The following is a 24,338-nucleotide window of genomic DNA, read 5'->3' as shown; positions in this document are numbered from 1 at the left end:
TCCGTTAAGTTCCAGGGCCGTAGAAGGGGATGGATCGACATCCCACGCCGGACAAGAGCCTACGCGCGGTCACATGTTTCGCTCACGGCGGCGGCAGTTCACTCGTACGTGGCGTCTCTTTCACGTTTTCCGCCAACTCTGGCGAGACCTCAGTCACACTCACGTCGTTCAGGCAAGGGAGCGAGGGGCTTCTTTGCATCATCTCCACAGGTCCTCCGCATGCTTTCTGTGTGCCGAGGGATCGTGCGAGGGGGGAAGTCATGGGGTTCTACGGACTGCGCGCGGGCAGATCGGCCGCGGTGGCGCTGGCCGCCGGAGTGCTGGCGACGGCCGTACCGTCGTCGGTCTCGGTCGCGGCTGCTGCCGCGGCGCCGGCGCCGCGCATCGATCTGACGGTACTCGTCGTGGACGACGGAGGCGGCGCGGTCGGGGCGATCGTCTCGGAGCTGAAGGACACCGGGGTGCCGTACCGGACGGTGCGCCTTGACGACCCGGGGCGTCCGGTCGTCGACGCCGCCTTTCTCAGCGACACCGTGAGCGGCCGGCCGCGCGCCAAGTACCAGGGCATCGTGGTCCCCGACGAGGACCCGTTCGGCGCGGACCAGGCTGCCGGAGCCGCCGAGAACGCCGCGCTCTTCGCGTACGAGCAGACCTTCGGCATCCGCCAGGTCGACGCCTACACCTGGTCACATCCGGGCGTCGGCCTCGAGTACGTCGACAACGGCGGCTACGCGGGTGTGCTCGACGGCGCGCAGAGCGCGGTCACCGCCGCCGGGCGTACAGGTCCCTTCGGCTATCTCGACGGGCCGGTCCAGTTCGAGGACAACTCCGCGCTGGTCGCGGAGAGTTACGGCTTCGCGGGCAAGCCGAGAGCAGGTTTCACCAGCTATCTCGACACCCCGGTCGGCGACGGCGGCGCCCGCGGCAGCCTGGTCGGCGAGTACACCCACGACGGACGCAGCGAGCTGGTCGTCACCTTCGCCTACAACCAGTACCAGCGGCAGTTCCGGGTACTGGCCCGTGGCATCGTCGAATGGCTCACCCAGGGCATCCACCTCGGCCAGAGCCGCAGTTACTTCGCCGTGCACGTCGACGACGTTTTCGCGCCCGACGCCCGCTGGGACAAGGACCGCAACTGCACGCCCGGCGACATCGACTGCGGCGACGGGGGTGAGGAGACCACCACCGACATCCGGATGACCGCCGCCGACGCGCAGTACGCCAGGCAGTGGCAGCAGACCAGCGGCCTCACTCTCGACATGGTCTACAACGCGGGCGCCGGCGAGGAGTGGAAGACCGAGCACGGCGGCACCGACGCGCTCGCCGCACAGCTGCTGGCCGACCGCGCGCAGTACCGCTGGATCAACCACACCTACACCCACCCCTTCCTCGGCTGTGTCCAGGACGTCTCGGTCGTGCCGTGGCAGTGCGCCAAGGACACCGCCGGCAACACCAGGTGGACGAGCCGCGCCGACATCTCCGCGCAGATCCGCGACAACTACAACTGGGCCGTCGGCAAGGGCGTCTCGACCGACCGCACCGAGCTGGTCACCGGCGAGCACTCCGGTCTGAAGACCCTGCCGCAGCAGCCCGAGGACAACCCGAACCTCGCCGGCGCGCTGGCCGACAACGGAGTGAAGTGGGTCGCCAGCGACAACTCCCGCGAGCCGCAGCAGCGGAAGGCCGGAGCGGCGCTGACCGTGCCGCGCCACCCGATGAACGTGTACTACAACGTCGGCACCGCCGCCGAGATGGCCGACGAGTACAACTGGCTCTACACCGCCGAGGACGACGGCGGCAGCGGTATCTGCGAGTCCAACCCCGCATCCACCTGCCTGGCCGAGCCGCTCGACACCGCCACCGGCTACGGGTCGTACATCGTGCCGCAGGAGGCCCGCACCGCGCTCAGCCATGTCGTCGCCAACGACCCGCGGCCGCACTACGTCCACCAGTCCAACCTCGCCGAGGAGCGCATCCTCTACCCGGTGCTCGACAAGGTGCTGGCCGACTACCGCGCCCTGTTCGCCGACAGCACCCCGCTCGTCAACCCGCGCCAGCGCGACATCGGTACGGAACTTCAGCGCCGCGCCGCCTGGAACAAGGCGCTCGCGGACGGCAAGGTGACCGCGTACCGCATCGGCGCCACCGTCACCGTCCAGGCACCCTCGGGAGTGACCGCACCGGTCACCGCGCCCGAAGGCACCCGTAAGCAACTGTTCCTGGGCACTGCCGTGTTCGGGACTCCGTACGCGGGAGCCCGCTCGACCTGGACCTCGCCCGAGCTGCTCCAGTCGGCGGTCACGCTCAAGCTCCCGGCCTGAGCGCCGCCGACCGTCATCGCAGTCCAGGGGGGACACCATGCTGAGCCGCGGGCGTCATGTCACCATGCTCACCGAGGGCACCTATCCACATGTCCACGGTGGTGTGTCGACCTGGTGCGACCAGCTCGTCCGCGGCATGCCGGAGGTCGACTTCAATGTGGTCGCCCTCACCGGCACCGGCCGTGAACCGGTCACCTGGGAGCTGCCGTCCAACGTCTACCGGCACTCGGCCTTCCCGCTCTGGGGGCCGGTGCCGGGACGGCGGCGGCCCCTCCTCGGGCGTAAGCGGCGCCGCTTCACCGACATCTACGAACGCTTTCTGCTGTCGGTACTCGACCCGTCGGCGGGCTGCGACTTCGGCGAGGGGCTCTACGAACTGGCGCTGATGGCCCGCGCGGGACAGCTGTCGGCGGCGCTGCGCTCGGAGTCCGTACTGCGTTCGCTGATGTGGATCTGGACCATGCCGCATCTGGAGATATCCGCGTCCCGGCCGACCGTGCACGACGCGCTGACCGCCACCGATCTGCTGGAGCACGCGCTGCGGCCGCTGGCGGTACGGATACCGGACGACTCGATCGCGCACGCCGTCAGCGCGGGGCTCGCCACGCTGCCCGCGCTGGCCGCCCAGCGCTTCGAGGGCGTGCCGTTCCTGCTCACCGAGCACGGCATCTATCTGCGCGAGCGCTACCTCGGCTACCGCGCCGAGGCGCAGCGCGCCCCGGTCAAGGCACTGATGCTGGGCTTCTACCGGGAGCTCAACTCGCTGGGCTACCGGCGCGCCGATCTGATCACGCCCTGCAATCAGTACAACCGGCGGTGGGAGGAGCGGGGTGGGGCGCCCGCGGACCGTATCCGCACTGTCTACAACGGCGTCGACCCGCACGCCTTCCCGCAGGCAGGCCCGGAACCGGCCGTGCCGACGATCTCCTGGGCCGGACGGATCGACCCGATCAAGGACCTGGAGACGCTGATCCGCGCCTACGCCATGGTCCGTGCCGAACTGCCCGAGGTGCGGCTGCGGTTGTTCGGCGGGGTGCCCGCGGGCGGCGAGGCGTACCGGACGCGGCTGGAGAAACTCGCCGCGGAACGGGGCGTCGTGGACGGCATCAGCTGGGAGGGGCGAGTCAGCGATGTGTCGCGCGCCTATGCCTCGGGGAGCGTGGTGCTGCTCTCCAGTATCAGCGAAGGCTTCCCGTTCTCACTGATCGAGGCGATGTCGTGCGGCCGCGCCACGGTCTCCACGGACGTGGGCGGAGTACGGGAAGCGGTCGGCGACACAGGGCTTGTGGTGCCGCCGCGCGAGCCCGCGCTGATGGCGGAGGCGACGCTGGGGCTGCTGCGGGACCCGGAGCGGCGGGCAGATCTGGGCGGGCGGGCGCGGCAGCGGGTCGTGGACCAGTTCACGCTGCGCCGCTCGGTGGACGGTTTCCGGGGTATCTACCTCGAGCTGGCGGGCCTGCCCGAGGCTGAGGACACGGACGTCTGGCCGGCCACCGAGTGGGCGGCCGGATGAGCGGGCCGCTCTGGCAGGGGCCCGGGCAGAAGGTCGACACGCTGCCGCTGCTGCCCCGGCAGCGGGACGGCCGTGCCGCCGATCCGCTGGACGAACTCGCGGTCCGTCTCGAGGAGATGGTCGCGGCGGCCGTCCATCCGGACGAGATCGCCGCGATCCTCGAGTCGGACGGTATGACGGACGACCACATCCGCCTCACATACGGCCGCGAGGATTCCTTCACGCTCGCCGAAGAGCTGTACGCCCGGATCCCGCGCCGCCACCCCGAGCCGCCGGGCCCGCCCGTCGACCCCTGGCACGTGGGCCTGCTCGGCTGCCTGCTGCGCGGCCTTGTCTTCGCGCTGCCGGGTCTTGCCTACGTGCTGGGAGCGCCGCTGCTGCGGGGCGCGGGCCTGGCTCCGCTGCTCGCGGGCGCGCTGACCGGCTGGGTGTGGAACCAGGCGCTCTCGCACCGCGCCTACTCCTGGCTGGGCCTGGGCGACCGTGAGGCGGCCACCCGCGCACTGCTGAGGGGCGCTCCGGCGGGCGCGCTGCTGGGCTCGGCAACGGCGGCGGCCGCGGCGACGGTGTCATCAGGTCCCGGCCAGTGGCCCGCGGCGGCGTTCGCGTCGGCCCAGGCGCTCTATCTGTCGGCAGCGACGGTCCTGCTGGTCCTCGGCCGCGAACGGGCGCTGCTCTGCGCGCTGTTACCGATGACGGCGGGTGCGGTGCTGGCAATCCCGTACGACCTCGTGGTGCCGCTGCGGGCGGGCCTGCTGGTGGCTTCGCCGGCGGTGGCGGTGTGCCTGGCGGCGGGCACGCTCGTGCCAGGTATCCCGGGTCTGCGGAAGCGCCTTGTCGGGGCTCCGCCCCGAACCCCGCTCCTCAATCGCCGGAAGGGCTTGTTCTCTCGCCGTCCGAGCCGGGACACGCGGGCCGCTCCGCGCGTCGCCGCCTCTCTCCCGTACGGGCTCTTCGGGCTCGGAACCGGCGTCCTCGTCCTCTACACCGCCCTCGGCGACGTCCTCGTCGGCGGCCCCGGCGCGGTCGTCTCCGCGCCCTCCGCCGTCGCGCTGACGCTCAGCATGGGGCCCGCCGAATGGCTGCTGCACCGCTTCCGCAGCGGGAGCCTCGCCGGGCTGCGCGCGAGCACCACGTCACGCGCCTTCTGGCGCGGCGCCGCCGCCGTACTCGCCGAATGCCTCGTCGGATATCTCACGGTCCTGTTCGTCCTCGCCATCGCAGGGACGCTGCTGTGGCCCGACGCCCCCGCGCTCGGCGGCGTGCGCCTCGCCACCCTGCTGCTCATCGGGACCGTGCTGTGGACCGGACTGCTGCTTCAGTCGTTCGGCGCAGTGCTCAGCGCGGCCGCGGTGTGCGCGGCGGCGGCCCTCGCGCAGACCCTGGCCCTGCTCACCGGCACGGGCAGCCCGCGACTCGTCGGTCTCGGTGTCGCGGCCGTGGCGGCCGGGCTGCTGGCCGGGCTGGTCTGTGTTCTGCTGGGCCGTGCGACCGCCCACCGCGTTTGAGGAACGGTTCCGTGAAGACACTGCTGGTGCCGTACTACGAGCATCCCGCCGAGCAGCCCGAAGCCTGGGACGCGCTCGTCGCCGCCGCGCCCCGGCTCCACGGCGTGGTGCTCAACCCCGCCAGTGGCCCCGGCCCGGCACCCGACCCGGACTTCGCGGCGGTCGCGGAGCGGCTGCGCGGGGCCGGGGTCCGGGTCCTCGGCTACGTCGACACCGACTACGCACGCCGCCCGCACGCCGCCGTCGTACGGGATCTGCTGCGCCACCGCGACTGGTACGGCGCCGACGGTGCCTTCCTCGACCAGGTGTCCGCGGACCCCGACGCGCTGCCCCACTACCGCCGCCTCGCGGTCGCCGCCCGCGCGGCAGGCGCCCGCACGCTCGTCCTCAACCACGGCGTCCACCCCGACCCGGCCTACGCAGAACTCGCCGAGCTGCTGGTCACGTTCGAGGGGCCCTGGGACACCTATCGCAGCCTGGTCGTCCCGCTCTGGACGGCCGCCCACCCGCCGGAGCGGTTCTGCCATCTGGTGTACGCGGCCCCGCCCGAAGCCCGCGCCACTGCTGCCGTCCACTGCCTCGTCCCGGGAGCCGGGGCCCACCCCTGGGGCACACTCCCGTACGCCCTGGAACCGGCCCGATGAGACGGGCACCCCTGCTGCTCGCGCTGCTCCTGCTCGTACTGGCGGGCTGCACGACCCGGCCGGAACCGACCGATCCGAAGCCTTCCGGTCCGAAGCCTTCCGGTCCGAAGCCTTCCGGTCCGGAGCCGACCGATCCGAAGCCTTCCGGTCCGGAGCCGACCGGTCCGAAGCCGACCGGTCCGGAGCCGACCGCCGGGCGCTGGCAGCCGCAGCCGGGACTGGCCTGGCAGTGGCAGCTCAGCGGCCGGCTCGACCCGACCGTGGACGTACCGGTGTACGACATCGACGGCTTCGAGAACCCGAAGTCCGCCGTCGCCGATCTGCACCACCGCGGCCGCAAGGTGATCTGCTACATCTCCACCGGCGCCTGGGAGGACTTCCGCCCGGACGCCGCGAAGTTCCCCAAGGAGGTCCTCGGCCGGGGCAATGGCTGGGACGGCGAGCGCTGGCTCGACATCCGGCGTACGGATGTCCTCGGACCGCTCATGGCGAAGCGCATGGACATGTGCCGGGACAAGGGCTTCCAAGCCGTCGAGCCCGACAACATGGACGGGTACGCCAACCGCACCGGCTTCCCTCTCACCGCCGCCGACCAGCTCCGCTACAACCGCCTGATCGCCCGCCTCGCCCACGACCGGGGCCTGGCCGTCGGACTCAAGAACGACCTCGACCAGATTCCGCAGCTGGTAGGGGACTTCGACTTCGCGGTCAACGAGCAGTGTGCGCAGTACGACGAGTGCGAGGCGCTGACGCCGTTCATCCACGCGGGCAAGGCGGTCTTTCATGTCGAGTACGAGCTGGAGACCAGCGACTTCTGTCCCCAGTCCAGGCGGCTGAAGCTCAGCTCGATGCTGAAGAAGTACGACCTGGGGGTGTGGCGCAAGCCGTGCTAGGCGCCCTGGCCGAGCACCAGCGCGACGAGCGAAGCCGTCGCCGCCGTTTCGGCCAGCGCGCCGAACACATCGCCGCTCACCCCGCCGAAGCGGCGTACGCAGTGGCGCAGCAGCAGGTGCGCCACTGCGAGTCCGGCCGCCACCGCCAGTGCGTGATGCACCGCGCCGTACGCGCCGAAAAGCGCACCCGCCGCCGCGCAGACCGCGGTGACCACGGCGGCCACGGCCAGTCCGATGCGTACCGGAACGACTTCCGCGACCGCCGCGCCGAGGCCTTCCGGGCGGGCCGCCGGGACGCCCGTGCGGGATGCGAGGGTGAGGGCGAGGCGGGCGGCGACCCCGGAGACCACCGCCGCGACCGCGCCGTGCGCCCAGCCCTGCCCGTACAGCTCGGTCAGCGCTGCGACCTGGGCGAGCAGCACGAACAGCAGGGTGATGACCCCGAACGGCCCGATGTCCGACTGCTTCATGATCCGCAGTGCGTCATCGGCCGGCTTGCCGCTGCCGAGGCCGTCGGCGGTGTCCGCGAGACCGTCCAGATGGAGGCCGCGGGTGAGGGCGGCCGGGGCGGCGGCCGTGGCCACCGCGGCGAGCAGCGGGCCCGAGCCCAGCAGCATCAGCAACCCGCCGAGTGCCGCCGCCAACAGGCCGACGACCAGTCCGGCCAGCGGCGCGCAGAGCATTCCGGCGCGTGCCGCCGCACGGTCCCAGCGGGTGACGCGGACCGGGAGCACGGTCAGCGTGCCGAAGGCGAAACGTATGCCGTCCATGGAGTCCTTGGGCCGGGGTCCGGCGGTTGTCCACCGGGTGAGCGCAGTGTCGCGCGAAGGGTAGCCCGGCCGGAGTGACGGTAAATTGCGCATTACGTGCGAATCGGGAGCGGGTGGCATGGGTCACTGGTTTTACCGGAACATCGTGGAGCCGGGGAAGCTCCCCATGCTGCTCGCGCTGGTCTCCTTCATGCTCACCTTTCTGGTGACGCGCACGGTCACCCGGCTGATCAGGGCGGGCCGGGGGCCGTTCAAGAACATCACGCCCGGCGGCATGCACATCCACCATGTGGTTCCCGGCGTCATCCTGACCGTCATCGGCGGCTTCGGGGCGGTCGGCAACGGCCGGGTGGGCCCCGCCGCCGCGGTCTGCGCGATCGTCTTCGGGATCGGCGCGGGCCTCGTACTGGACGAGTTCGCGGTCATCCTGCATCTCGACGACGTCTACTGGACCGAGCAGGGCCGACAGAGCGTGGAGGTCGTGGTGATCGCCTCGGCCCTGGCGCTTCTGGTACTCGGCGGCTTCTCGCCACTCGGCGTGGACCAGCTCACCCCCGACGAACGCCAGGACCGCGCCTCGCTGATCCTGACGCTGGTGTTCAACTTTCTCTTCGTGCTCATCGCGCTCTTCAAGGGCAAGCTCCGGATGGCGCTCCTCGGCACGCTGATCCCGTTCCTGGCGCTCTTCGGTGCGCTACGGCTGGCCCGGCCCGGCTCGCCCTGGGCCCGCCGCTTCTACCGCAACCGGCCCAAGGCGCGCGCCAGAGCCGGGCTGCGCTCCTACCACCACGACCGCCGCTGGGACCGGCCACGCCGCAGACTTCAGGATCTGATCGGCGGGGCGCCGGACCGGCTGCCGGTACGCAAACGCTGACGCCTGAGCCGCCACCGGCGGCGCAGCGCCGAGAGCCCGCACACCGCCAGCACCGCCGCGATCGCCGCCAGATGCTCCTTGCCCGCGAGATTGTTCTTGAAGAGCACCTCGCCGACCATCAACACGGCCACCAGCGCCGCCGTGCACCAGGCCCGGTAGCGCCAGCAGACGAAGACCGCGAGGCCGACGACCGCCGCCGACGGGCCGGTGTCGACGACCACGGCGTCCGACGCGGGCAGCCCGAAGAGGCCCTCAGGGTCGAGTGAGACACCGATCCGTGCGTACGTCGTGCCGGCCAGCGTCGACACATACGCGATCACCAGCGTCCGCCACCGGCCCAGACAGATCTCCGCGATCCCGAAGACCAGCAGGACCTGCGCCAGCGCACCCCACACCGGCAGATCCAGCGCCGGGACGAACAGCGACAGCGGGGTACGCAGCAGCGCCACCCAGAGCGGGTCCTCGGCCTTCACGAAGCCCAGGTTGCGCACGAGGCCGAAGCCCCAGGACTGGTTCTGCACCAGCTGGAAGAGTGCCGTGAGGCAGACCGCCCCGAGCGTCATCGGGATCGCCCGCCACTTCTTGGTGACGAGTGCCCTCCGCAGGGTCGCGTACAGAGGCCCCCACTCACGGCGCGCGAACGCGATCACCGTCTTCAACGCTTGGACTCCAGGTGCCTGCGGTGCAGCCACTTGGGCAGTCCCGGCGCCTCGAGGAAGCCCTCGGCGCGGCCCGCCGCCAGGCCGATGCGCAGCAGGTCGGCGCTCTTTTCGAAGAGCATGAAACGTGGCTCCCAGATAGGTCGGTACTTGGCGTTGGCGCGGTACAGCGACTCGATCTGCCACCAGCGGGAGAAGAAGCTGAGGAGTGAGCGCCACAGTCTCAGCACCGGGCCGGCGCCGAGCTTCGAGCCACGTTCGAAGACCGATCTGAACATCGCGAAGTTCAATGACACCTGCGTGATCCCGATCTCCTTCGCGCGCTGCAGGAGCTCGATGACCATGAATTCCATCAGGCCGTTCTCGGAGTCCCGGTCACGCCGCATCAGATCGAGCGAGAGCCCCTTGGGGCCCCACGGCACAAAGCTCAGCACCGCCCGCAACTCGCCCTGACCGTCCGTGCATTCGAGCATCACGCAGCGGCCGTCCCCGGGATCGCCGAGCCGCCCCAGCGCCATCGAGAAGCCGCGCTCGGTGGCTCCGTCGCGCCAGTCGTCGGCGCGCCCGACCAGTACGGCCATCTCCTCGGGCGGGATGTCCTCGTGGCGGCGGATCCGCACCTCGTACCCGGCGCGCCCGACCCGGTTGTAGGCCTGGCGCACGGTCCGCATCGCGCGGCCGTCCAGAGTGAAGTCGTCGGTCTCCACGATCGCCTCGTCGCCGAGTTCCAGGGCGTCCAGGCCATGCCGCGCGTAGATCGTTCCGGCCTCCTCGCTCGCGCCCATCACCGCCGGGATCCAGCCGTGTTCACGCGCCTCCGCCAGCCAGGGGTCGATCGCGCCGGGCCAGGCCTCCGGGTCGCCGATCGGGTCGCCCGAGGCGAGCGAGACTCCGCCCACCACGCGGTAGACAACGGCGGCCTTCCCGGTCGGTGACCAGACGACGCTCTTCTCGCGGCGCAGTGAGAAGTAGCCGAGCGAGTCCCGGTCGCCGTGGCGCTGCAGCAGGACGCGCAGCCTCTCCTCGTCGTCCTCGGTGAGTGCGTCGACGGCCCGGCGGGAGCGGAAGGCCGCGTACAACACGGCGAACAGCAGCAGTGTGGACAGCACGTTGATGGTGACGTTGACCCAGCCGGGCGTGCTGATGCCGGTGAGGTGGGAGTCGTCCGCGGCGAGCGAGATCAGCCGCATCAGGCCGTAGTACCAGCGCTGCAGGAAGGTGGACTGACCGGCCGCGGTATTGGTGACGGTGACGAGTGTCGCGGCGAGCAGCGAAGTGACCAGCAGCCCGCCGACCGCGACGGCCGCGGCCAGCCTGGGGTTGGAGCGGTCGCCCTTCGCGTAGAACTCCCGTCGGCCGAGCACCAGCGCCAGTACGAAGGCGGCGGTCAGGACGAGCGAGATCCAGTTCTGCGCATGTTCACGGACCTCGGGGTCGACGCCGATCGCGAGGGCGAAGAGCAGCAGAAAGAGTCCGGCCAGTACGAAATTGAGGATCCAGGCGGCACGCTTGCGGCGGCGCATGGTGATCGCCAGGAAGAGCGTGAAGGCTCCGGAGGCGAAGCCCGCGGTGAGCAGATACGGCGTGAAGTAGTCATCGACGTTGTGCCGCCGGAGGTCCTGGAGGAGGGAGACCCACACAGCACTCAGGAGGTTGATGAACGCCACGGCGCGCAGATACCAGACGGCGAACGCCGCACTGCGCCGCGAACGGACGGCGCTTCGGCTCGTACTACGGCTCGCCTCTTCGCTGGACAAGCGGACCTCTCCCATGAAACGCGATGATATGGGGCATCACGCATCAAGGTGGGCGAGAGTGCGGCCGCCCATCGGTGGCGGCCGCACCGACGCGTCAGTCCGTGTCGCTCTCCACCGACTCCGTACGCTCCGGCAGTTCGGCCGCGAGCACGGCCGAAGCCTGCACGAGGGGGAGTGCGAGCAATGCCCCGGTTCCTTCCCCCACAGTGACGCCATGGTCCAGCAGGGGGTTGAGCGCCATCCGGTCCAGCGCCTTCGTCTGCGCGGGTTCGCCGCTCACCTGACCCGCGAGCCACCAGTCCGGCGCCCGGAATGCCGCCCGCTGGCCGACCAGCGCACACGCCGCCGAGACCACTCCATCGAGGATCACCGGCATTCGCCGTACCGCACTCTGCAGCAGGAATCCGGTTGTCGCGGCCAGATCCGCGCCGCCCACCGTCGCCAGCAGCTCCAGCTGATCGCCGAGCACCGGCCGGGCGCGCCGCAACGCGTCCCGGATCGCCGCGCACTTGCGCATCCAGGCCAGATCGTCGATGCCCGCGCCGCCGCGGCCGGTGACCACGGAGGCGTCCGTGCCGCACAGCGCGGCGATCAGCGTGGCGGCGGGCGTGGTGCCGCCGACACTCAGATCGCCGAGGACGACCAGATCGGTGCCGGAGTCGGCCTCCTCGTCGGCGATCGCCATACCGAGGCGTACGGCCTGCTCGGCCTCCTCGATCGTCAGCGCGTCCTCGACGTCGATACGTCCGCTGCCGCGGCGCACCCGGTGACGTACGACCTCGTCCGGCAGCAGCTCCGGCTCGCAGTCCAGACCGGCGTCGACGATCCGCACCGGCACGCCCATCCGGCGGGCCAGTACGGCGACGGGGCTCGCGCCCTCCAGCGCGGCGCGCACCAGCTGGTGCGCGGAGCCGGACTCCCGGCCGGAGACGCCCAGTTCGGCGACCCCGTGATCACCGGCGAACAGCACGACGCGCGGCTGGTCGATGGCCTTGACCGGCACGGCGGCCTGCGCGGCCGAAAGCCACTCGCCCAGCTCGTCGAGACGGCCGAGGGAACCGGGCGGAACGATCAGCCGCTCCCGGCGTTCTTCGGCGTCACGCCGCATACCGTTGTCGGGGCGCTCGATCAGGTCGGAGAAGTCATCGAGATTCAGCCTGCTCATTCGCCGAACAGTACAGTCATCCGGTCATGTGGCTCAGGTGGGCCGGGGGCGTTGACGGTTGCTGTCCGTGGTGGGTTCCTCGTGGGCATCCGGGGGCGTCCCGGCACCTGGTGGGGGTCTTGGGGTGCGGGTGGGCCGGTGGCGTTGGTCATCCGGTCATGTGGCTCAGGTGGGCCGGTGGCGTTAGTTGCCCGGTCATGTGGCTCAGGTGGGCCGGGGGCGTTGACGGTTGCTGTCCGGTGGGTGGTTTCCTCGTGGGCACCCGGGGGGCGCCTGGGGACGTGGTGGTGGTTTCCTCGTGGGCATCCGGGGGGCGCCTGGGGACGTGGTGGTGGTTTCCTCGTGGGCATCCGGGGGGCGCCTGGGGACGTGGTGGTGGTTTCCTCGTGGGCACCCGGGGGAGCGCCCCGACGACCGGGGTGGGGGCTTGCCGAGTTGGGGTGGTCAGCCGCGGAGGACCAGGGCTTGGCCCGCGACGACCAGCAGGACGTGTTCGCACTCGGCGGCGAAGGCGGCGTTGAGACGGCCCAGTTCGTCGCGGAAGCGGCGGCCCGACGCGGTGGCCGGGACGACGCCGCTGCCGACCTCGTTCGTCACGGCGACGATCGTGCGCGGGGTCTGCCGTACCGCGGCGACCAGTTCGGCCACGCGCGCGTGCAGCGCGTGCTCACCGTCCGCCGCCCACTTCGCGTCGTCCCACGCGTCCACCCGGTCCATCGCGTCGGTGAGCCAGAGCGAGAGACAGTCGATCAGCATCGGCGGCCCGTCCTCGGCCAGCAGCGGTACGAGATCGCAGGTCTCGGCGGTGTCCCAGGCCCCGGGGCGGCGCTCGCGGTGCAGGGAGACCCGGGCCGCCCATTCGGGGTCGCCGTCCCTGCTCCCGCTTGTCGCGACGTACAGCACCTCGGCGAAGGTCTCGAGCCGGCGCTCGGCCTCCAGGGACTTGCCGGAGCGGGCGCCGCCGGTGACGAGGGTGCGGCGGGGCACATCCGGTACGGCGTGGTACTCGCCGATGGTCAGCGTCGTCCCGTCGGGCACGGCACGCGCGCCCGCGGCCGCGAGCCGTCGGGCCAGTTCGGGGCCGCCGGGTACGTCGTGGTCGAGGTGGACGGCGATGACGTCGGTGGTCGACCCGATCGCCCCGGCGGCGCGCAGCCGGGCGATCGCGTCGGGCCGCCCCACCACGTCGGCGACGACCATGTCGTACGCGGCCAGCCCTTCGGCGAGACCGGCAGGCGCTCCGCCGGGCGGCAGATAGAGAAGCCGCTCGCCCTCCGGAGAGGTCACCTCGTACCCCGTACCGGGGTTGTCCATCGACACGGCACGCACCCGGTGCCCGCTGATCAGCGTCAACTCCTGTCCGTCCGGGACCCGCCCCGCCGTCGGCAGCCCGGCGGGCAGATCCACGGGGGGCCCGTCGTGCGGATGCGTCAGCAGCACCTGCCGTACGCCGACGAGCGAGTGTCCGGCCCGCGCGGCGGCCATGGCGGCGCCCGGGGTGAGGTCGAGCAGCAGCGCGCTGTCGACGAGCAGCGCGGTGGCGGCGCGGGCGAGCGGGCCGCGGGCGGTGGCGCAGACGGCGCACGGGCAGTCGGGCCGGGGGAGTCCGGCGGGGGCGCCGGTGCCGAGCAGAGTGAGTTCCACGCTCACGATCCTCCCGCGTCACCGCGGGGCGTGCGCGCCCGGCTACGCTGCGGGCAGCAACGAGATCACTGGTGGGCCCTGGGAGGCGGACATGGCATGGACGTGGCGTTTCGAGAAGTCCGACGGGACGGAGGTCCAGCCGGCGGTGCAGCCGGAGGAGTTCACGACGCAGGGGGACGCGGAGTCGTGGATCGGTGAGTTCTGGAAGGACCTGCTGGAGGGCGGGGCGGACCAGGTGATCCTTTCGGAGGACTCGACGAAGATCTACGGCCCGATGAGCCTGCACGCGAACGAGGCGTAGCCCGCGGGGTCCTGGGGTGCGGGTCCCTTGCGGGGTGCGGGGCTTGGGCGCCTGGGTGTGCCCGGTCTTGTGTCGGTGGCCGTTTGGGGTCCGCTCCGGGGCTCGTGTCCTGGACTGCGCTGCATCTGTTTATGCAGGTCGGGGCCCCTGGGGCGCCCGCACCCGTCGGCCGTGGGCGCCGCGGCGCCCACGGTGTGCCTGGGCCAAGCGCGTTGCGAAGCCGGCGCCCGAGGGGTGCGGGCCCCGGGGACCCTCAGATCTCCCCCAGCGTGACATGCACCGTCCCTGACGGCTGGTAGCTGTCGTCCAGCACCGTCCGCGCCGCCGCCTCAGGGCGTTCCCGCCTCACCGAGCCCCGCCTGACGGCGCCGTCGCCAGGAACTGAGTCGCCGCCAGCTCCCCGTACAGCGGGTCCGCCGCCACCAGCTCACCGTGCGTGCCCACCGCCCGTACCTTCCCCGCGTCCATCACCACGATCCGGTCCGCCAGCGTGACCGTCGACAGCCGGTGCGCCACCACCAGCACCGTCACATTCCGGGACACCTCCGCGACCACATCGCGCAGCGCCATCTCATTGACCGCGTCCAGTTGCGAGGTCGCCTCGTCCAGGAGCAGCAGCCGGGGCCGCCGCAGCAGTGCGCGGGCGATCGCCACCCGCTGCCGCTCGCCGCCCGAGAGCTTGGAGCCGCGGTGCCCGACCACCGTCTCCAGGCCGTCCGGCAGCCGCTCCACCAGCACGTCGAGGCGGGCCCGTACGAGTACGTCCCGGATCTGCTCCTCGCTCGCGTCCGGCGCCGCGAAGACCAGGTTCTCGCGCAGCGTCCCCGCCAGCACCGGAGCGTCCTGCTCGACATAGCCGATCGCGGCGCGCAGATCGGCCAGCGGCCAGTCGCGGATGTCCTTGCCGTCGACGGCGATCCGTCCGCCGTCCGCCTCGTAGAACCGCTCGATCAGCCCGAAGACCGTCGTCTTGCCCGCGCCGGAAGGGCCGACGAATGCCGTCATCCCGGCCCCCGGCACCACGAAGGAGACGCCGTGATGGACGTACGGAAGATCCTCCCGGTAGCGGAAGGTGACGTCCTCGAAGACGACTGACGCGGGACCCGTGCCCGCGTCCTTCGAAGGCGGCGTCAGTGTCTCCGTCTCCAGCCGCTCGGCCTCCACGATCCGCGCGATCGCCGCCGAGCCCACCTGGTACTGCGAGGCCGCCTCCACGAGCCTCGACACCGGGTCGATCAGATAGAAGAGGAAGAGCAGGAAGGCCACCAGCGTGGATACGGAGATCGCGCCGGAGGCGACCCGCGCCCCGCCTATCCCCAGCACCGCCAGGAACGACACCTGTACGGCCAGGCCCACCGACGACCAGGCCACCGACTGCCACTTCGCGGACCGTATGCCGTGCCGCCACGCCTCCCGCGCCGCCTTCGACACGACCGCCGTCTCACGCTCCTCGGCGCCCGAGGCCTTGACCGTGCGGAAGGCTCCGAACGCCCGCTCCAGCACCGTGGATATCTCGCCGACCGCCATCTGCGAACGCTGCGTGGCCTGCGCGATCTTCGGCATCACCAGCGCGACGGCGCCACCGATCAGCACGATCACGCCCAGCGTCACGCCGAGCAGCACCGCGTCCATCAGGCCCATCATCACGATCGTCGCGAGGAAGGCGAGCCCGCCGGTGGCCGCCGAGACGATCGACTGGGTGGTGACCGCGCGCAGCAGGGTGGTGTCCGAGGTGACCCGGGACATCAGATCGCCCGGCTGGGTCCGCTCCACCTCCGGCAGCCGCAGCCGCAACAGCCGCCCGATCAGGCTGCGGCGGGCGGCGAGGACGACGGATTCGGCGGTGCGTTCCAGGATGTACGCGCCGACCGACTCGATCGCCGTGCCGAGCACCACCAGCGCGGTGAGGAGCAGCAGAATCCCGGCGATCGAGTCGTCGCTGCCGAGCCGGTCGACGAGGGCCTTGGCGGCGAGCGGTTGCGCCAGCCCGGTCGCCGCGCCGATCAGCGTGAGGAACGCGCCGAGCGCGACGGCCCAGCGGTGCGGGCGGAAGTGCCGGTACAGCGCCCGCCAGGTCTCGCGGGCGGGCAGTCTGACGGGGGTGTCCGCGGTGGCTTCCACGGCGGCCTCTGCTGTTATCACTTCAGTGAGGACGCGGAAACCCCCCGCACACCTGAGCCGGGGGGCCTTGAATCAGCCGCGTACGCCGCACAGATGCAGCAGCGCGGCCACACCGCGGTACGGCTCCGTACGTCCCGCGCGGTCCTCCGCCGCCAGCAGCCGCTCCAGCTCCTCGGCGGCCGGCAGCTCGGCCTCGTTGGGGACGTTGTCGGTGAAGACCCGCACCCCGTACCAGGCGTGCAGGGGCGCCGCGATCCCCGCCAGCGTCGCCGTCAGCGCCTCGAGCCGGTCCGCGCGCACCGGAAGCCCGAGCCGGTTGGTGTACGCATCGGTGTCGAACGCGGTCAGCGCGGCCGACCAGTCCCCGGCCAGTCCCGGCCGCATGGCCAGTGCGTCCGCATTCCGTACGAGCAGCGAGAGGAGACCGCCCGGCGCCAGCATCCTGGCCATACCGGCCAGCATTGCGTCCGGCTCCGTGACATACATCAGCACCCCGTGGCAGAGCACCACGTCGAAGCTGCCGGGCAGGAAATGCACCCCGGTGTCCCGGCCGTCGCCCTCGATCAGCCGGAACCGCTCACGGATTCCGGCCGGCTCGGTGGCCAGCGAGTTGTGCGCCGCCTTCAGCATCGCGGGATCGGACTCCAGACCGGTCACCGTGTGCCCGGCCCGGGCGAGACGCAGCGCCTGGGTGCCTTGCCCCATCCCCACATCGAGGATGCGCAGCCGCTGCCCGACCGGGTAGCGGGCGGCAATCTGTTCGTCGAGCTGACGGGCGACAAGCTCCTGGCGGACGGTGTTGCGCAGTCCGCCGAGCCCGGCCAACCAGTCGGCCGAAGCGCCTCCGAAGCCGGAGACCTCCGTGCTCAGGGCCGCTCTCCGCGCTTGACCTGCGGCTTCGGCAGACGCAGTCGGCGCATCTGGAGCGTACGCATCAGGCCATAGGCGATCGCGCCGCGCTTGGACTCGTTCGGGAAGCGCTCGTTCAGCTGCTTCCTCAGGCGGATCGCCAGACCGATCGAGTCGATGACGATCAGCACGATGACGCCGAGCCAGAGCAGCAGCGCGATGTTCTGCAGCGAGCCGATCCTGACCATGCTCAGCACCAGGATCACCACCGCGAGCGGCAGGAAGAACTCGGCGATGCAGAAGCGGGAGTCGACGAAGTTACGCGTAAAGCGGCGGACCGGTCCCTTGTCACGGGCCGGCAGATACCGCTCGTCGCCGCTGGCGAGCGCCTCGCGCTGCTTGGCCAGGTCCACGCGGCGGGCCTCGCGCTGGCGCTTCGCGGCCTCCTTGCGGTCGGTCGGCGCCGTGCTGGAAGCACGGCGGCGCTGGGTCTGGGCCTCACTCCGCTTGGGCGTGGGGCGGCCCTTCGGGGCCTCGGGGTCGCGGGGCTGCTTGGAGAGGTCTGCCTGCACCTTGCCGGTGGGGGACTTCTCTTCCTTGGAACGGCTACCAAACACAAAGCCCAAGGGTACGGGGTGAAAATGCGGGGACCGAACGCCGGTGGGGAACGATCCCGCAACACCGTGCGTCTGTAGGGGACAGAAGCCGGCCATAAGCCGGACAGAGCGGACGTCGCCCGTGGTTTCCCTGACGGCCACCTACTCCTTGCGCCGGATCGAAGCCGTACGCAGTCGTCCTTGGGGAGGAGCGCATCCGCGCTGGAACAGTGCGGTAATGGATGCAGGGCCCGTAATGTGGGTTCTGTTGGAGTGCTGAAGCTGAGTCCGTCAGAAGGGGGCGCGCGAAGCCCATGAGCGGTGTCATGAAGCGTATGGGGATGATCTTCCGCGCGAAGGCAAACAAGGCCCTCGACAGGGCCGAGGATCCGCGCGAGACCCTCGATTACTCGTACCAGAAGCAGCTCGAACTGCTGCAGAAGGTGCGCCGCGGAGTCGCCGATGTGGCGACCTCCCGCAAGCGGCTCGAGCTGCAGCTGAACCAGTTGCAGGGACAGTCGTCCAAGCTGGAGGACCAGGGCCGCAAGGCGCTGGCGCTCGGCCGCGAGGACCTGGCACGTGAGGCGCTGTCCCGCCGCGCGTCGCTGCAGCAGCAGGTCAGCGACCTGGAGACACAGCACACCACGTTGCAGGGCGAGGAGGAGAAGCTCACTCTCGCCGCCCAGCGGCTGCAGGCCAAGGTCGACGCCTTCCGTACGAAGAAGGAGACCATCAAGGCCACCTACACCGCGGCCCAGGCGCAGACCAGGATCGGCGAGGCCTTCTCCGGCATCTCCGAGGAGATGGGCGACGTCGGCCTGGCGATCCAGCGGGCCGAGGACAAGACGGCGCAGTTGCAGGCACGGGCCGGCGCGATCGACGAGCTGCTCGCCTCCGGCGCCCTGGACGACCAGTCCGGGATGGCGAAGGACGACATCGCCGCCGAGCTGGACCGGATTTCCGGTGGTACAGATGTAGAGCTGGAACTGCAGCGGATGAAGGCCGAGCTCGCGGGCGGCTCGAGTTCGCAGCAGGCGATCGAAGGCGGTGCCGCGGGCCGGCAGGACGCCGCCCCGCAGCAGAACACCCCGAACAAGTTCGACAAGCAGTAGGGACTCGTCATGATCGTACGGATCATGGGGGAGGGCCAGGTGAAGCTGGCGGACAGCCACTTCACCGAGCTCAACAAGCTCGACAACGAGCTGCTGGCCGAGATGGAGAGCGGTGACGACGAGGGCTTCCGCAGGACTCTCAACGCGCTCCTGGACCGGGTCCGCGAGCTCGGCGAACCCCTGCCGGACGACGCGCTGGAGCCGTCCGAGCTGATCCTGCCGGCTTCGGACGCCACTCTTGAGGACGTACGGGAGATGCTCAGCGACGACGGTCTCATCCCCGGCTGACCGCTCGCACTCCAACAGCCGAACGCCCCGCCCCGGATCGATCCGGGGCGGGGCATTCTGCTCTCTTCTGCTGTGCTCGCGGGTGTTCGCGGCTGTCGCGGCACGCCGTACCGTTGCTGGATGTGACTTCACTCGCCACCGGGTTCGCCCGCACCCGGCGCTGGCTTCGCGCGCATCCGCTGGCGTTCGACGGAGCGCTCGCCCTGGCCGTACTGATCTGCATGGTCGTCGGCTCCTTCGCCGATCCGAACGGGCCGCACGGTCCGGCCTTCGGCAGCCGTACGCCCGAGCCGCGCAGCCTGGTGCTGATGGTCCTGGTCGCCGGGGCTCTCGTCTTCCGCCGGCGCAACCCGATGCCCGTGCTCGTGTTCACCACCGCGGTCTCGGTCGTCGAGCTCGTCGTGGGCGATCCGGCCGCACCGGTCGCGATGAGTGCCGTGATTGCCCTCTACACCGTCGCCTCCCGCACCGACCGCCCCACCACCTGGCGCGTCGGCCTGTTGACCATGGCCGTGCTGACCGGCGCCGCGATGTTCTTCGGCTCGACCCCCTGGTACACGCAGGAGAACCTCGGCATCTTCGCCTGGACCGGGATGGCGGGAGCCGCTGGAGACGCCGTACGCAGCCGTCGGGCCTTCGTCGACGCGATACGTGAGCGGGCCGAGCGCGCCGAACGCACCCGCGAGGAGGAGGCCCGCCGCCGGGTCGCGGAGGAGCGCCTGCGGATCGCCCGCGATCTCCACGATGTGGTCGCGCACCACATCGCCCTGGTCAACGTCCAGGCGGGCGTCGCCGCGCATGTCATGGACAGACGGCCGGACCAGGCCAAGGAGGCCCTCGCCCATGTGCGCGAGGCCAGCCGCTCCGCACTCAACGAACTGCGCGCCACGGTCGGTCTGCTCCGCCAGTCCGGCGACCCGGAGGCCCCCACCGAACCGGCTCCCGGCCTCGATGTCCTCGATGAGCTGGTCATCACCTTCCGGCAGGCCGGTCTGCCGGTCGAAGTGGCCCGTGCCGACGACGGGATCCGGCTGCCCGCGGCCGTCGACCTCGCGGTGTACCGGATCATCCAGGAGGCGCTGACCAATGTGCGGAAGCACGCGGGCACGGATGCGAAGGCCGAGGTGAGCGTGGTGCGGGTCGGCCACACCGTGGAGGTCACCGTGCTGGACAACGGCGCCGGGGCCGAAGGGCCGACGGACGGCGGCGGCCACGGTCTGCTCGGTATGCGCGAGCGGGTCACCGCACTCGGCGGCACCCTCACCGCGGCCCCCCGCTACGGCGGCGGCTTCCGGGTGCAGGCGATACTGCCGGTCAAGACCGGCACGGGGGAGGACAGATGACGATCAGGGTGCTGCTCGCCGACGACCAGGCACTGCTGCGCAGCGCGTTCCGGGTCCTGGTGGACTCCGAACCCGACATGAATGTCGTCGCGGAGGCGGCGGACGGCGCCGAGGCGGTGGCACTCGCCCGTTCCGCCAAGGCCGATGTCGTCCTGATGGACATCCGGATGCCCGGGACCGACGGGCTCGCCGCCACCCGAATGATCAGCGCCGACCCCGAACTCGCGAACGTACGCGTCGTCATGCTCACCACCTTCGAGGTGGACGAGTACGTCGTGCAGTCGCTGCGGGCAGGCGCATCGGGCTTCCTCGGCAAGGGAGCGGAACCGGACGAACTGCTCAATGCCATCCGTATCGCGGCTGCGGGGGAGGCGCTGCTCTCGCCGGTCGCCACCAAGGGCCTGATCGCCAAGTTCCTCGCGCAGGGCGGCACTTCGGACGACGGGCAGGAGTCCCGGGCGCACTCCGAGCGGCTCTCGGCGCTCACCGTGCGCGAGCGCGAAGTCCTCGTCCTGGTCGCCGGCGGCCACTCCAACGACGAGATCGCCGAACGGCTCGAGGTCAGCCCGCTGACCGTCAAGACGCATGTGAACCGTGCGATGGCGAAACTCGGCGCCCGCGACCGCGCCCAATTGGTGGTAATCGCGTACGAATCGGGCCTGGTACGTCCAAGGGTGGAGTGAGCCGGAGCCTCGCATACTCCAGCTGCGGTATGCGCGCGATAAGGAACTGGACCTGGGGTCGAGGGTTGAGCCTCCTCGAATGGCTGATCGTATAAATGGGCAGCCCGGCTGTGCCCTCTTGTCCTTCCTGCCGCGTAAGCCACAGAAGAGAGACCCCATGTCCTGGCTGTCCAGATTCAGCCTGTCGCAACGAGCCCTGATCGGCCTGATGTCGATCGTCGCGATCGCCTTCGGAGCGATCGCCATCCCGCAGCTGAAGCAGCAGCTGCTGCCCTCCATCGAACTGCCGATGGTGTCGGTGCTGGCCCCGTACCAGGGCGCGTCCCCCGATGTGGTCGAGAAGCAGGTCGTCGAACCGCTCGAGAGCACCATCAAGGCCGTCGACGGAATCAAGGGCATCACCTCCACGGCGAGCGAGGGCAACGCCGTGATCATGGCCAGCTTCGACTACGGGGACGGCACCAAGCAACTCGTCGCCGATGTGCAGCAGGCCGTGAACCGGGCCCGTACCCAGCTGCCCGACGACGTGGACCCGCAGGTCGTCGCCGGTTCGACGGACGACATCCCGACCGTCGTCCTCGCCATCACCTCCGACAAGGACCAGCAGGCGCTCAACGACCAGCTGGAGCGCACCGTCGTCCCGGCGATCGAGGACATCGACGGCGTCGGCCAGGTCTCCGTCGACGGCGTCCAGGACCTCCAGGTCTCCGTCACCCCCGACGACAAGAAGCTCGCCTCGGCCGGGCTGAACACCATGGCGCTCGCCGAGGCACTCAAGGCGGGCGGCGCGACGCTGCCGGCCGGCTCCTTCTCCGAGGACGGCAAGAGCCGTACGGTCCAGGTCGGCGGCGGTTTCACCACGCTGAAGCAGATCGAGGACCTGCGCGTGTCCCCCGAGAAGGGCAAGCCGGTACGCCTCGGTGACATCGCCACGGTGAAGCAGGAGGAGTCCCAGCGGGTCTCCATCACCCGTACGGACGGCAAGCCGAGCCTCGCCGTCCTCGCCACCATGGACAAGGACGGCAGTGCCGTCGCCATCTCCGACGCGGTCAAGGACAAGCTGCCCGAGCTCCGCAAGGACCTCGGCTCCGGCGCTCAGCTGACCGTCGTCTCCGACCAGGGCCCTGCCGTCTCCAAGTCGATCTCCGGTCTGACCACCGAGGGCGCGCTCGGACTGCTCTTCGCGGTCATCGTGATCCTGGTCTTCCTGGCCTCGCTCCGCTCCACGCTGGTCACGGCGGTCTCGATCCCGCTCTCGGTCGTCCTCGCGCTGATCGTGCTGTGGACGCGTGACCTGTCGCTCAACATGCTCACGCTGGGCGCGCTGACCATCGCGATCGGCCGGGTCGTCGACGACTCGATCGTGGTTCTGGAGAACATCAAGCGGCACCTCGGCTACGGCGAGGAACGGCAGGCTGCGATCATCACCGCGGTGAAGGAAGTGGCGGGCGCCGTCACCTCCTCGACGCTGACGACCGTCGCCGTGTTCCTGCCCATCGGTCTGGTGGGCGGCATGGTCGGCGAGCTCTTCGGCTCGTTCTCGCTGACCATCACCGCGGCCCTGCTGGCCTCGCTGCTGGTCTCGCTGACCGTCGTCCCCGTCCTGTCGTACTGGTTCCTGCGCGCCCCGAAGACCGTACGGGGCATCGACCCGGACGAGGCCCGGCGCAAGGCGGAGGAGAAGGAGGCGCGCAGCCCGCTGCAGCGGATGTACGTCCCGGTGCTGCGTTTCGCGACCCGCCGCCGCCTCACCAGCGTCGTCCTGGCGCTCGTCGTGCTCTTCGGCACCTTCGGCATGGCCGGGCTGCTGAAGACGAACTTCTTCGACCAGGGCGAGCAGGAGGTCATGTCCGTCAAGCAGGAGCTGGCCCCCGGCACCAGCCTGGAGGCGGCGGACGCCTCCGCGAAGAAGGTCGAGAAGGTCCTCGACGGAATCGACGAGATCAAGGACTACCAGGTCACGGTCGGCTCCTCCGGCTTCATGGCGGCCTTCGGCGGCGGTACGGGTGCCAACCAGGCTTCCTACCAGCTGACCCTGAAGGACGCGTCGTCGTACGAGAAGACCCGCGACCGTATCGACGAGGAGCTCGGCAAGCTCGACGGCATCGGCGACACGACGATCGCGGCGGGCGACGGCTTCGGCAACCAGAACCTGAGCGTCGTGGTGAAGGCGTCCGACGCGGACACGCTGAAGAAGGCGTCCGAGGCGGTACGGGCCGAGGTGGCGAAGCTCGACGACGTCACCGACGTAGAGAGCGACCTGGCGCAGAGCGTCCCGCGGATCTCGGTCAAGGCGAACGAGAAGGCGACGGAAGCGGGCTTCAACGAGACCACGCTGGGTCTGGCCGTCGGCCAGGCGGTACGCGGCACTCCGTCGGCCAAGGCGATCCTGGACGACACCGAGCGCGATGTCGTGATCACCTCGGCGAAGCCGGCGAAGACGCTGTCGGACCTTCGTAACCTCGCCCTGGGTCCGGTCAAGCTCGGTGACATCGCTGATGTGAAGCTGGTCCCGGGACCGGTCTCGATGACGCGGATCGACGGCTCGCGGGCCGCGACGATCACGGCGAAGCCGACCGGTGACAACACGGGCGCGGTGAGCGCGTCGCTCCAGAGCAAGCTCAAGTCGCTGGACCTCCCGGACGGTGCCACGGCCACCATCGGTGGTGTCTCCTCCGACCAGGACGATGCCTTCGCCTCGCTGGGCCTGGCGATGCTGGCGGCGATCGCGATCGTCTTCATGCTGCTGGTCGCGACGTTCCGCTCGCTGGTCCAGCCGCTGATCCTGCTCGTCTCGATCCCCTTCGCGGCGACGGGCGCGATCGGCCTGCTGATCGTCACGGGTACACCGATGGGTGTCCCGGCGATGATCGGCATGCTGATGCTCATCGGCATCGTGGTCACCAACGCGATTGTGCTGATCGACCTGATCAACCAGTACCGGGCCCAGGGCCTGGGCGTGGTGGAAGCGGTCGTCGAGGGCGGCCGCCACCGGCTGCGCCCGATCCTGATGACGGCCCTGGCGACGATCTTCGCGCTGCTCCCGATGGCCCTGGGTGTCACGGGAGAGGGCGGCTTCATCGCCAAGCCGCTGGCGGTGGTGGTGATCGGCGGTCTGATCACCTCGACGCTGCTGACGCTGCTGCTGGTCCCGACGCTGTACGCGATGGTGGAACTCCGCAAGGAGCGCCGCGCCAAGAAGAAGGCAGCGAAGCGCGCGTCCAAGTTCCCCGCCCCGCAGAGCGAGGCGGACTCGGAGCGCGCGGCCCAGGAACCGGCCCAGGTCTGAGCCGTTCC

At 70.6% G+C, this 24,338-nt stretch carries 20 protein-coding genes; 12 read left to right on the top strand and 8 right to left on the bottom strand.

The window, feature by feature from the left end; all coding sequences use genetic code 11:
• Positions 1 to 260 precede the first annotated feature (260 nt).
• Genes ACFYXH_RS18520 through ACFYXH_RS18500 form a run of 5 tightly spaced genes read left to right on the top strand, consistent with a single transcriptional unit; the run spans position 261 to position 6,879 of the window.
• The gene (locus ACFYXH_RS18520; RefSeq protein ID WP_389563772.1) at positions 261 to 2,321 is read left to right on the top strand and encodes a hypothetical protein; all 2,061 of its coding nucleotides are present in this window, start codon (positions 261 to 263) and stop codon (positions 2,319 to 2,321) included.
• A gap of 37 nt (positions 2,322 to 2,358) precedes the next feature.
• Entirely contained in the window at positions 2,359 to 3,834 is a 1,476-nt protein-coding gene (gene pelF, locus ACFYXH_RS18515; protein WP_389563769.1) for a GT4 family glycosyltransferase PelF, read from the top strand.
• The gene (locus ACFYXH_RS18510) at positions 3,831 to 5,342 is read left to right on the top strand and encodes a hypothetical protein (RefSeq protein ID WP_389563766.1); all 1,512 of its coding nucleotides are present in this window, start codon (positions 3,831 to 3,833) and stop codon (positions 5,340 to 5,342) included. Before pelF ends, ACFYXH_RS18510 begins: the two co-directional genes overlap by 4 nt.
• Positions 5,343 to 5,353: 11 nt before the next feature.
• A complete protein-coding gene (locus ACFYXH_RS18505; RefSeq protein WP_389563764.1) occupies positions 5,354 to 5,986 on the top strand; it encodes a spherulation-specific family 4 protein in 633 nt (210 codons plus the stop codon).
• Entirely contained in the window at positions 5,983 to 6,879 is an 897-nt protein-coding gene (locus ACFYXH_RS18500; RefSeq protein WP_389563761.1) for an endo alpha-1,4 polygalactosaminidase, read from the top strand. Before ACFYXH_RS18505 ends, ACFYXH_RS18500 begins: the two co-directional genes overlap by 4 nt.
• Here the strand turns inward: ACFYXH_RS18500 and ACFYXH_RS18495 are convergent.
• A complete protein-coding gene (locus tag ACFYXH_RS18495; protein WP_389563758.1) occupies positions 6,876 to 7,649 on the bottom strand; it encodes an adenosylcobinamide-GDP ribazoletransferase in 774 nt (257 codons plus the stop codon). The two genes, ACFYXH_RS18500 and ACFYXH_RS18495, sit on opposite strands and share 4 nt — an antisense overlap.
• Positions 7,650 to 7,767: 118 nt before the next feature.
• On the opposite strand from ACFYXH_RS18495, the gene ACFYXH_RS18490 reads away from it, so the two are divergent.
• On the top strand, positions 7,768 to 8,523 hold the full coding sequence (locus tag ACFYXH_RS18490) for a hypothetical protein (RefSeq protein WP_389563756.1): 756 nt from the start codon (positions 7,768 to 7,770) through the stop codon (positions 8,521 to 8,523).
• Here the strand turns inward: ACFYXH_RS18490 and ACFYXH_RS18485 are convergent.
• The 4 genes from ACFYXH_RS18485 to ACFYXH_RS18470 all read right to left on the bottom strand — a co-directional run bounded on the left by ACFYXH_RS18485 (position 8,472) and on the right by ACFYXH_RS18470 (position 13,748).
• Complete coding sequence (locus ACFYXH_RS18485) at positions 8,472 to 9,182, bottom strand: hypothetical protein (RefSeq protein WP_389563753.1); 711 nt, start codon at positions 9,180 to 9,182, stop codon at positions 8,472 to 8,474. The genes ACFYXH_RS18490 and ACFYXH_RS18485 overlap by 52 nt on opposite strands.
• Positions 9,179 to 10,954, bottom strand: a complete 1,776-nt coding sequence (locus tag ACFYXH_RS18480; protein ID WP_389563750.1) for a phosphatidylglycerol lysyltransferase domain-containing protein — start codon at positions 10,952 to 10,954, stop codon at positions 9,179 to 9,181. Before ACFYXH_RS18480 ends, ACFYXH_RS18485 begins: the two co-directional genes overlap by 4 nt.
• Positions 10,955 to 11,033: 79 nt before the next feature.
• Positions 11,034 to 12,095 carry a nicotinate-nucleotide--dimethylbenzimidazole phosphoribosyltransferase gene (gene cobT, locus ACFYXH_RS18475; protein WP_327328283.1) on the bottom strand — a complete coding sequence of 354 codons (1,062 nt, stop codon included), beginning with the start codon at positions 12,093 to 12,095 and terminating at the stop codon, positions 11,034 to 11,036.
• A gap of 453 nt (positions 12,096 to 12,548) precedes the next feature.
• Complete coding sequence (locus ACFYXH_RS18470) at positions 12,549 to 13,748, bottom strand: bifunctional adenosylcobinamide kinase/adenosylcobinamide-phosphate guanylyltransferase (RefSeq protein ID WP_389563747.1); 1,200 nt, start codon at positions 13,746 to 13,748, stop codon at positions 12,549 to 12,551.
• A 91-nt stretch (positions 13,749 to 13,839) separates the two neighbouring features.
• Here ACFYXH_RS18470 and ACFYXH_RS18465 point away from each other — a divergent pair, with 91 nt between their 5' ends.
• Positions 13,840 to 14,049, top strand: a complete 210-nt coding sequence (locus tag ACFYXH_RS18465) for a hypothetical protein (RefSeq protein WP_326649434.1) — start codon at positions 13,840 to 13,842, stop codon at positions 14,047 to 14,049.
• Between the two features lie 345 nt (positions 14,050 to 14,394).
• Here ACFYXH_RS18465 and ACFYXH_RS18460 read toward each other — a convergent pair whose 3' ends face one another.
• From ACFYXH_RS18460 to ACFYXH_RS18450, 3 genes are read right to left on the bottom strand one after another with little or no spacing between them, the layout of a single operon-like run.
• Positions 14,395 to 16,188, bottom strand: a complete 1,794-nt coding sequence (locus ACFYXH_RS18460) for an ABC transporter ATP-binding protein (protein WP_389563913.1) — start codon at positions 16,186 to 16,188, stop codon at positions 14,395 to 14,397.
• A 54-nt stretch (positions 16,189 to 16,242) separates the two neighbouring features.
• The gene (locus ACFYXH_RS18455) at positions 16,243 to 16,995 is read right to left on the bottom strand and encodes a methyltransferase domain-containing protein (RefSeq protein WP_389563744.1); all 753 of its coding nucleotides are present in this window, start codon (positions 16,993 to 16,995) and stop codon (positions 16,243 to 16,245) included.
• A 41-nt stretch (positions 16,996 to 17,036) separates the two neighbouring features.
• Complete coding sequence (locus ACFYXH_RS18450; protein ID WP_389563741.1) at positions 17,037 to 17,636, bottom strand: DUF3043 domain-containing protein; 600 nt, start codon at positions 17,634 to 17,636, stop codon at positions 17,037 to 17,039.
• A gap of 305 nt (positions 17,637 to 17,941) precedes the next feature.
• Between ACFYXH_RS18450 and ACFYXH_RS18445 the strand changes: the two genes are divergently transcribed.
• The 5 genes from ACFYXH_RS18445 to ACFYXH_RS18425 all read left to right on the top strand — a co-directional run bounded on the left by ACFYXH_RS18445 (position 17,942) and on the right by ACFYXH_RS18425 (position 24,330).
• Complete coding sequence (locus ACFYXH_RS18445; RefSeq protein WP_327323103.1) at positions 17,942 to 18,727, top strand: PspA/IM30 family protein; 786 nt, start codon at positions 17,942 to 17,944, stop codon at positions 18,725 to 18,727.
• Between the two features lie 9 nt (positions 18,728 to 18,736).
• Positions 18,737 to 19,015, top strand: coding sequence for a hypothetical protein (locus tag ACFYXH_RS18440; protein ID WP_362675561.1), 279 nt, complete (start codon positions 18,737 to 18,739; stop codon positions 19,013 to 19,015).
• Between the two features lie 122 nt (positions 19,016 to 19,137).
• The gene (locus ACFYXH_RS18435) at positions 19,138 to 20,358 is read left to right on the top strand and encodes a sensor histidine kinase (protein WP_389563737.1); all 1,221 of its coding nucleotides are present in this window, start codon (positions 19,138 to 19,140) and stop codon (positions 20,356 to 20,358) included.
• Positions 20,355 to 21,041, top strand: a complete 687-nt coding sequence (locus tag ACFYXH_RS18430; RefSeq protein WP_385310686.1) for a response regulator — start codon at positions 20,355 to 20,357, stop codon at positions 21,039 to 21,041. The genes ACFYXH_RS18435 and ACFYXH_RS18430 overlap by 4 nt, the downstream gene beginning before the upstream one ends.
• A gap of 157 nt (positions 21,042 to 21,198) precedes the next feature.
• Positions 21,199 to 24,330, top strand: a complete 3,132-nt coding sequence (locus ACFYXH_RS18425; RefSeq protein ID WP_389563733.1) for an efflux RND transporter permease subunit — start codon at positions 21,199 to 21,201, stop codon at positions 24,328 to 24,330.
• The last annotated feature ends 8 nt before the right edge of the window (positions 24,331 to 24,338 follow it).

Source organism: Streptomyces sp. NPDC002730 (genome assembly GCF_042888805.1).
GTDB lineage: Bacteria > Actinomycetota > Actinomycetes > Streptomycetales > Streptomycetaceae > Streptomyces.
This window is presented reverse-complemented; position numbering and strand designations above follow the sequence as displayed.